This window comes from Frankia sp. Cppng1_Ct_nod (assembly GCF_920656135.1).
Classification (GTDB): Bacteria; Actinomycetota; Actinomycetes; order Frankiales; family Frankiaceae; genus Protofrankia; species Protofrankia meridionalis.
On sequence record NZ_CAKKTK010000062.1, the window covers coordinates 22,630 to 29,131 of the forward strand.

The window sequence follows — 6,502 nt, forward strand, 5'->3', positions numbered from 1 at the left end:
CCGTGACCACGGTACCGGCGCGGGTCTTCTGCCGCAGATTGGTAGGCCTGCTCGTCCTCGACCCCAACGGAGACCTCGTCGGTCGGGTTCGCGATGTGATCGTGACGCTGCGGCTCGGCCATGAACCACCGCGTGTCCTCGGTCTCGCGGTGGAGGTGCATCGCCGTCCCATCTTCGTCCCGATCAGCAGGGTGACCGGGGTGGAGGCAGGCGCGGTGGTGCTGTCCTCGGCCAGGCTGAGCTGGCGCCGGTTTGCTCAGCGTCCGGGCGAGACCCTCGTGCTCGGCGAGCTCCTCGACCGGCAGGTGACGTTGATCGAGGCTGATGCGCGGGTCACCGTGGTGGATGCCGCGATCGAACAGATCCGTGGCGGGGACTGGATTCTTGATCATGTGGCTGTACGGACCGGTCGGGGTAGACGTGGCGAGGTCCGCACGGTCTTCTGGGACGACGTAACCGGCTTCTCTCTACCGGAGGAGGGGCAGGGCGCCGCGAACCTGCTCGCGGCGTTCGAGAAGCTGCGGCCCGCGGACCTTGCGTCGCTGCTGCACAACCTGTCCTACAAGCGCCGTGCCGAGGTGGCCGCGGCCCTCGACGACGAGCGGCTCGCCGACGTCCTGGAGGAACTACCCGAGGACGAGCAGATCGAGCTGCTCGGTGGGCTCGCTGACGAGCGGGCCGCCGACGTGCTGGAGGCGATGGGCCCCGACGATGCCGCCGACCTGCTCGGGGATCTGCCTGCCGATGAGGCCGAGCGGTTGCTGGGGCTGATGGAACCGCAGGAGGCCGCGCCGGTCCGGCGGCTGCTCGTCTACCCGGACAACACCGCGGGCGGCATGATGACCAGCGAGCCGGTGATCGTCGGCCCGAACGCCACGGTGGCCGAGGCCCTCGCGCGGGTGCGGGCACCGGAGCTGTCACCGGCCCTGGCCGCGCAGGTGTATGTCGTTCGTCCCCCCTTTGAGACGCCGACCGGCCGCTACCTGGGGCTCGCGCACTTTCAGCGCCTGCTGCGGGAACCGCCGGGGACGCTCATCGGTGGCGTCATCGACGTCGACATCACCCCGTTGCGGCCGGAGACGTCGCTGTCCGAGGTAACCCGCCACCTCGCGTCGTACAACCTGGTGGCCGCGCCTGTCCTCGATGCCGCGGCACACCTGGTGGGTGTGGTCACCGTCGATGACGTGCTCGACCACCTGCTCCCGGCGGACTGGCGGGAAAACGATCTGGACTCGGATGTCGCCAGCACCGGCCGCACGGATACCGCGACGGATACCGCGACAGGCAGCACCGGTCAGGACGAGGCCTCGCCGTGAGGATCCGCCGCGTCGCCGGCAGGCTCGACCAGCCTCGCCCGTCGCGGCGGTCTGCCCTGACCCGGCGGCCCTACGAACCGGACGCCTTTGGCCGCATCGCCGAGCGGGTCGCCCGGTTCATCGGGACTGCCCGCTTCCTTGTCGTGCAGTCCGTCGTGGTGGTGCTGTGGATCGGATACAACATCGTGATGCCGCCCGGCCTGCGGTTCGACAACTATCCGTTCATCTTCCTGACCCTGGCTTTGTCGCTGCAGGCCGCATATGCGGCGCCGCTGATCCTGCTGGCACAGAACCGGCAGGACGACCGGGACCGGGCGAATCTCGCGCAGGACCGGGAACAGACCGGACGCCAGCGGGATGACACCGAGTACCTTGCCCGCGAGATGGCGGCGTTGCGGACCAAGGTCGGTGAGCTTGCGACCCGTGATTACCTGCGGTCCGAGCTGCGTGCGGAGCTTCGGGCACTGCTGGCCGAACCCGTGGGCACGGGCGAGGAGGTAAACGGTGGTCAGCGCCGTCGCCGCGGCTCGCCGGAGCGGCGATCCGAAAACCGGAACGCTGCCGACCGGCGGGCCTGACGGTTACCTCGACGACCATCGCGAACAGATGATCATTGTGGACGGTGGCTGTGTCGCATCCGTGTCGCATCCGGTCAGGTGAGAGAACCTCGGCACAGGGTGAGGATGGACAGGGCGATCTCGACGCCACGGGGTCCGAGTTCCTGCGACCATGCCGCGATGATCTCGTTTTCCCGGGCGTGCTCGATGCGAGGACCGCCGTCCGCGCAGCGCAGCGCCTGGATCTGGCGGGATACCTCAAGCCGTGCTCCGACGAGTGCGCGAAGCTGGGTGTCGATCCCGTTGATGGCCTGCCGTCCGTCCGCGATCGAGGCGACCGTCGGCATGGACATGGCGGAGTTGAGCGCTTGGCTTGTCATCTGGGCCCTTTTCGTCAGGGGCCCGGCCGTCCCGGAGCCACAGGACCCGGGTGAGTCCGGGCCTGGTCTCGGCATGCCGCGTCAGTGGTGCGGCAGTACAGGGACCGTACCCGGCCCCTGGTAAAAGTGATCCGGCGATCTGCTCGCGCGGCGCGCGCAAATGAAAGGTGTACCGGACACGTGATACAGCATGCCAGTTGAGAATGCCTCCGTCCAGCGTTGTTGTCGATCTCCGCTGGGTGGTCTCCGGGGCCCGCGGATCCATAGCTGATCCATAGGAGGAGCCTCGCGGGGAGGTCCGTGCGGGCATCGCCTGGCAGGATCGTGGTGTGGACCAGTTGCAGTTGGACGGTATGCCGCGGCGGCTGTTCGTGTGCACGCCATCGAAACTGTCCACTTTCGCCGACTGCCCCCAGCGGTACCGGATGACCTACCTGGACCGTCCGGCCCTGCCCAAGGGGCCGCCCTGGGCACACAACTCGCTTGGCACCAGCGTGCACGGCGCCCTGCGGGCCTGGTGGGACGAACCGCTGGCCCGGCGCACCCCGACCCGGGCCGCCCATCTCCTCCGCCTCGGGTGGATGACGGACGGTTGGCGGGACCCCGACCAGTCGGTGCGTTGGCGGGAGCGGGCGGCCGAGATGGTCGGCCGTTACGTCGCCACGCTCGACCCGGCCCGCGAACCGAAGGCGGTCGAACGTCAGGTTGCCGCGCGTACCGAGCGGCTGGCCCTGTCCGGACGGGTCGACCGGCTCGACGACCGCGACGGCGAGCTCGTCGTCGTGGACTACAAGACAGGACGCCGACCGCTCACCGACGATGACGCACGTGCCTCCCAGGCGCTCGCCCTCTACGCGCTCGCGGTGTCGCGGACGCTGCGCCGTCCATGCTGGCGGGTCGAACTACATCACGTTCCCACCGGCGACGTGGCTGTCGCCGAGCATGACGAGGCGTCGCTGGGCCGCCAGCTCAGCCGTGCCGAAGCGTTGGCGGACGACATCGAGCGGGCCGGCGAGCGGCTCCGGGCGGGCGTCGGGCCCGACCAGGCGTTCCCGCCGCAACCCGGTCCGCTGTGCTCGTGGTGCGATTACCGACGGCACTGCCCGCAGGGCCGGGCCGCGGCTCCTGACCGGCATCCCTGGGAGGCGGTTGCCGGCGACGAGGCCGAATAGGCAAAGGACCCGGAACGGACGACGGGGCCCCGGGGAACGGACGACGGGGCCGAACAGATGACCGTGCGGCGACTACAGGGCCATGCCGGTGGGCCATGATGACCCGGTGACGGACCATCCGAGCAGTGGGCATGCAGGTACCGGCTCAACGGTCGCGCCTTCCGACGGCCGCCCGGTCGGCCGGGGCATCCCGGGTGAACCGAGCGAACCGGGCATCCCGAGTGAACCGAGCGAACCGAGCGCTGCGGCTCGTCCGGCCGGCACCGTCCCCCGTCGGATATCGACGAAGGCCGGGACGTTCACCGAGTCGGTGATCCGGGAGATGACCCGGCTGTGTCTGGCGCACGGTGGTATCAACCTCGCGCAGGGCTTCCCGGACTTTCCCTGCCCGGCCGAACTCAAGGAGGCGGCCAAGGCCGCCATCGACGCCGACGACAACCAGTACGCCATCACCTGGGGGGCGGCGGCGTTCCGGCATGCGATCGCCGGCAAGGTCGCCCGCACCTACCCGGGCTGGACGATCGACCCGGAGACCGAGATCTGTGTGACCTGCGGTTCCACCGAGGCGATGATCGCGGTGATGTTGGCGCTCGTTGATCCCGGTGAGGAGGTGATCATGTTCGAGCCCTTCTACGAGAACTACGGCCCGGACGCGATCCTCTCCGGTGCCCGGCCCAGGTTCGTCTCGCTGCGCGGGCCTGACTGGAGCATTGACGAGGCCGAGCTGCGCGCAGCCTTCTCCGATCGTGTCCGCGCTGTCGTCGTCAACACACCGCACAATCCGACCGGCAAGGTTTTCACCCGTGTCGAGCTGGAGTTGATCGCCGAGTTGTGCCAGCGCCACGACGCGCTCGTCATCACCGACGAGATCTACGAACACATCCAGTTCGGTGGCCCGGGTGGCCACATTCCGCCCGCCACCGTTGCGGGTCTGGAAGACCGCACGGTCACCGTCAACGCGCTGTCGAAGACCTACGCGGTGACGGGTTGGCGCGTCGGTTGGACGATCGCCCCGCCGGTGTACACCTCCGCCATCCGTAAGGTCCACGACTTCCTGACCGTCGGCGCGGCCGCACCGTTGCAGGCCGGTGGGGTCGCAGCCATGGCCCTGCCGCAGGGTTACTACGACACCACCGCGGCGGAGTACCTCGAGCGTCGTGACCTGCTGTGCGACGCGCTTGCCGCGGCCGGCTTCCGGTTCCGGCTCCCGGACGGGGCGTACTACGTCATGTGCGACACGCGGTTGCTCGACCCGGAGGGTGACGATGTCGCGTTCGCCCGCCGCCTGCTGGAGACCGCCGGAGTCGCGGCCGTCCCCGGTTCGTCGTTCTTCGCCGATCCCTCGGACGGACGTCACATCCTGCGGTTCGCGTTCCCGAAGCGGCTCGACACGCTGCGGGCGGCAGCCGACCGGCTGGCGGTGCTCGGCTGAACCCCTGGCTGCCGCAACCGCCGGTCAGCGCGTGGTGATCAGCGACGGTACGGGCAGCGGGTACCCGCCTTCGGCCGCCCGCGCGCGGCCCCGGCGTAGTTCGCCGCTGAGCCACCGCAGGTAACCGTCGACAGTGACGTCGACAGCGGTGACGCCGGCGGCGGTCCGGCCGTGACGCCAGCCTGGTCCGGCGGGCCATCGGTCGAGCAGGCCGGCGGCCCGTGACCGTCGCCAACCCGGGGCACCGGCCGCGGCCAGCATCGCCGACCGGGCAGGCAGCAGGTAGCGCCCTCGCAGGTACTCGCCGACCCAGCGGCCCTGAGCCTCGGCGAGCCGGATGATATCCGCGGTGTCGGACGGCAGTGTGGTGTCGGACGGCAGTGTGGTGTCGGATGGCAGGGAGCCGGCCAGCGGCAGGTGGCCGCACCGGTACACACCCTCGGCGTCCGGGTCGAATACACCACCGAACCGCGCAGGTGGGACAGCGAACGGTCCGGTCCCGGTTTCCGTCCGGCCGGTGATGTCCCCGGCGAGGATCACGACATCCCACCGGGTTGCCGCCTGGTTGCCGGGCTGCACGTCGAACGGCCGGCGACCGTCGTCCACCGGGTGAACCTTGCCGGTGCCTCCGAACCGGGTGCCGCGGTCGGCGAGCCCACGTTCGCGCAGGTACGCCTCGGTGGTCAGGTCTTTCTCGGAGGTCAGGAACAGTCGTGCGTCCAGTCCGGAGTCGACGAGAGCGCAGAGGGTCGCGCCGGCAACGGGCCCGTTGCCGAGCACCGCCGCACGAGGAAGCTGGGTCACGATCAGCAAGAATAAGGTACGTCACCTTCCGCATCCGATTAATTCGCTGTCGCGTCAAATGACATCGTGGGTGGGTCCGCACGGCCACCGCTGTCACGAACTACCGTGACCTCATGAGCATCGTGAAGATCAATGCGCTGACCGTCCCACCGGAGGCGCGCGCCACCCTGGAGCAGCGGTTCGCGGGTCGCGCCGGGATGGTGGAGGCTGCTGACGGATTCGAGTGGTTCGAGCTACTGCGTCCCGTGGAAGGCACCGACACCTACCTCGTCTACACCCGCTGGCGTAGCGAGGAGGACTTCCAGAAGTGGCAGGCGTCCAATGCCTTCCAGGCCGGTCATGCGCGGGCCGCCACGGATGCCGCGAGCGGGCAGCCGCCGGCCCGCCCCGTTGGTCATCCCGGGCCCGGCGGGCCGGGAGCATCCGGACCCGGTGGACCCGGTGGACCCGGTGGACCCGGTGGACCCGGTGGACCCGGTGGACAGGCCGCAACCGGGGCGCAACTGTGGTCGTTCGAAGTCGTACAGTCAGCCGCACCGGCCACTGCCTGACCCGCTGACCCGCTGACCGGATCCACGGGATTCGACCCGTCGATCCGGTCGGACCGGAGGCAGCGCAATCGTGGTTCTTCCCGCGTTGGCGGAGGCCCCGTGAAACAGCGGAGGCCCCGTGAAACAGCGGAGGCCCCGTGAAACATCAGTGCCGTGACAGGGCAGACGTTGCCTGATGCGGCACCGGCTCAGCGCGTCCGATGACTGGCGTCCTCGACCTCGCCCACGAACTCCTCCACCACGTCCTCGAGTGCGACGACTCCGCGGGTCGTGCCACCCGGTCCGGGCCA

Annotated in this window: 7 protein-coding genes; 5 read left to right on the top strand and 2 right to left on the bottom strand. The window is 69.6% G+C overall.

The annotated features are described in order from the left end of the window. Positions 1–2 precede the first annotated feature (2 nt). Together NBW77_RS16565 and NBW77_RS16570 are read left to right on the top strand one after the other, a co-directional pair. A complete protein-coding gene (locus NBW77_RS16565; protein ID WP_131745481.1) occupies positions 3–1,316 on the top strand; it encodes a magnesium transporter MgtE N-terminal domain-containing protein in 1,314 nt (437 codons plus the stop codon). Next, positions 1,313–1,894, top strand: coding sequence for a DUF1003 domain-containing protein (locus tag NBW77_RS16570; RefSeq protein ID WP_175324643.1), 582 nt, complete (start codon positions 1,313–1,315; stop codon positions 1,892–1,894). The genes NBW77_RS16565 and NBW77_RS16570 overlap by 4 nt, the downstream gene beginning before the upstream one ends. A 74-nt stretch (positions 1,895–1,968) precedes the next feature. Here the strand turns inward: NBW77_RS16570 and NBW77_RS16575 are convergent, their stop codons facing one another. Continuing rightward, positions 1,969–2,253: a chorismate mutase gene (locus NBW77_RS16575; RefSeq protein ID WP_175324644.1), complete on the bottom strand. Its 285-nt coding sequence runs from the start codon at positions 2,251–2,253 to the stop codon at positions 1,969–1,971. Positions 2,254–2,582: 329 nt separating this feature from the next. Between NBW77_RS16575 and NBW77_RS16580 the strand changes: the two genes are divergently transcribed. Further along, positions 2,583–3,425: a RecB family exonuclease gene (locus tag NBW77_RS16580; RefSeq protein ID WP_131745484.1), complete on the top strand. Its 843-nt coding sequence runs from the start codon at positions 2,583–2,585 to the stop codon at positions 3,423–3,425. A gap of 214 nt (positions 3,426–3,639) precedes the next feature. Beyond that, on the top strand, positions 3,640–4,857 hold the full coding sequence (locus tag NBW77_RS16585) for a pyridoxal phosphate-dependent aminotransferase (RefSeq protein ID WP_250279980.1): 1,218 nt from the start codon (positions 3,640–3,642) through the stop codon (positions 4,855–4,857). Between the two features lie 24 nt (positions 4,858–4,881). On the opposite strand, the gene NBW77_RS16590 is transcribed toward NBW77_RS16585, so the two are convergent. Then, positions 4,882–5,661 carry a hypothetical protein gene (locus NBW77_RS16590; protein WP_250279982.1) on the bottom strand — a complete coding sequence of 260 codons (780 nt, stop codon included), beginning with the start codon at positions 5,659–5,661 and terminating at the stop codon, positions 4,882–4,884. A gap of 113 nt (positions 5,662–5,774) precedes the next feature. On the opposite strand from NBW77_RS16590, the gene NBW77_RS16595 reads away from it, so the two are divergent. After that, complete coding sequence (locus NBW77_RS16595) at positions 5,775–6,212, top strand: antibiotic biosynthesis monooxygenase family protein (RefSeq protein ID WP_250279976.1); 438 nt, start codon at positions 5,775–5,777, stop codon at positions 6,210–6,212. The last annotated feature ends 290 nt before the right edge of the window (positions 6,213–6,502 follow it).

Coding starts and splice junctions, on each gene's coding strand:
- NBW77_RS16575 (WP_175324644.1), bottom strand. CDS start 2,253: ATGACAAGCCAAGCGCTCAACTCCGCCATGTCCATGCCGACGGTCGCC.
- NBW77_RS16595 (WP_250279976.1), top strand. CDS start 5,775: ATGAGCATCGTGAAGATCAATGCGCTGACCGTCCCACCGGAGGCGCGC.